2 protein-coding genes and 1 pseudogene are annotated in these 1,745 nt (G+C 63.2%); 2 read left to right on the top strand and 1 reads right to left on the bottom strand.

What is annotated here, in order from left to right:
* A partial coding sequence (locus B3D39_RS12640; RefSeq protein ID WP_286789754.1) for an SDR family NAD(P)-dependent oxidoreductase occupies positions 1–489 on the bottom strand: 489 nt, incomplete at its 3' end.
* 420 nt (positions 490–909) lie between these two features.
* Here B3D39_RS12640 and rplO point away from each other — a divergent pair.
* On the top strand, positions 910–1,377 hold the full coding sequence (rplO, locus tag B3D39_RS12635; protein WP_274961766.1) for a 50S ribosomal protein L15: 468 nt from the start codon (positions 910–912) through the stop codon (positions 1,375–1,377).
* 103 nt (positions 1,378–1,480) lie between these two features.
* Positions 1,481–1,745: pseudogene (locus B3D39_RS12630) on the top strand (preprotein translocase subunit SecY); the annotation flags it as partial.

The following is a 1,745-nucleotide window of genomic DNA, read 5'->3' as shown; positions in this document are numbered from 1 at the left end:
CATCGACTCGGTCGCCTTCTTCGTCGCCGCATAGATCGTCAGCTGCGTGTCGGCCTTGTCGGTCTCGGCATAGGGCATGTCCTCGTTCGCCCCGTAGACCGACGAGGTCGACGCCATCAGAAGGTGCTGTACCTCGTGGCGGCGCGCGGCCTCCATCACGTTGAAGGTGCCGACGATATTGGCGTCGATATAAGCGCGGGGCTGCTCGAGGCTGTAGCGCACGCCCGCTTGCGCTGCGAGATGGACGATGATCTCGGGTTTGAACTCATCCGCCATCGCGTCGAAGGTCTCGAGATCTTCGAGCATCCCCTCGGTTGCGGAGAAATTCGGGTTCTGCAGCAGCATCGCGTGGCGGCGCTGTTTCAGGGCGACATCGTAATAGTCCGTCATCCCGTCATAGCCATGCACCCGGTAGCCCTCGTCGAGCAGCAGCTTTGCCAGATGGTAGCCAATGAAACCTGCGGTGCCGGTGATCAGGATGCGCGTCATGAAAGTCCCTCGCCAATGCTGCATCTGCAGTAGCGAGCGCGGGGCGGGAAGGTCAAGCGCCGCGCGGGATAAGAGGCGACCCCGGCCGTGCGGACAGCTTCGTCTGCTCGGGCTCGCCGACCGGCGCGTTGGCGTCTATATAGACCACCGGCTGGCTCATCGCGGCATCGTGATGGGGCGGCGAGAGAACGGAGGCGCCATACCACGCCCGAGGTGCGTGACCTTAGGGCGACCGGCCCGGTGGGACCAGCGCGCGTTGGCCGCGACACCGCCCCGATTGCGCGAAAAAGCGGGAGTTGCGTGCGCGGGGCAAACGCACTATACGCCCCCGGTGGCCCGATGGCCGCATCAGAATCAACACGAAAAGCCGTGTCCCTTCCGCACTCGCTTCGGGAAGGTGTTCCGGCAAGGAGAAGCGATATGAAACTCAATGAACTGCGCGACAACGACGGCGCGGCCCAGAAGAAAAAACGCGTCGCCCGCGGTCCCGGCTCGGGCAAAGGCAAGATGGCTGGCCGTGGTATCAAAGGTCAGAAGTCGCGTTCGGGTGTGGCCCTGAACGGTTACGAAGGCGGCCAGATGCCGCTCTATCGTCGTCTTCCGAAGCGTGGCTTCACCAAGCCGAACGCGAAGAAGTTCAACGTCGTGAACCTCGGCCAGATCGAGAAATTCATCGAGGCCGGCAAGCTCGACGCGAAGTCGGACATCACCGAAGACGCGCTGGTCGCGGCCGGTGTCGTGCGCCGCAAGCTCGATGGCGTGCGTGTCCTCGCAAAGGGCGACATCAAGTCGAAAGTGACCCTGAACGTCACCGGTGCTTCGAAATCGGCCGTTGAGGCTGTCGAGAAGGCTGGCGGCTCGGTCACGGTGGCGCAGGCCGCTGAATAAGCTGTTGTGAGCGGGCTCCGGCCCGATTACATAGGCGAAGGTTTTCTAGGCGCCGCCGACCGGGAACCGGTTGGGCGGCGCTTTACATGAAAGAGACGAGCATATGGCATCTGCTGCAGAGCAAATGGCGGCGAACCTCAGCTGGGACGCCCTGGGCAAAGCCACCGAGCTGCGCCAGCGCATCTTCTTCACCATTGGTTTGCTGATCATCTACCGCCTCGGGACCTATATTCCGGTTCCGGGCATCGACGCGCAGGCACTGCGCGAATTCATGCAAAGCGCGGGCTCTGGCCTCGGCGGCGTGTTGTCGATGTTCACGGGCGGTGCGCTCGGCCGGATGGGCGTCTTCGCGCTCGGCATCATGCCCT

This window comes from Thioclava sp. UBA3469 (assembly GCF_002378135.1).
Taxonomy (GTDB): Bacteria; Pseudomonadota; Alphaproteobacteria; order Rhodobacterales; family Rhodobacteraceae; genus Thioclava; species Thioclava sediminum.
This window is presented reverse-complemented; position numbering and strand designations above follow the sequence as displayed.

Excerpts from the sequence above, each read along its gene's own strand:
- rplO (WP_274961766.1), top strand. The coding sequence starts at position 910 with ATGAAACTCAATGAACTGCGCGACAACGACGGCGCGGCCCAGAAGAAA.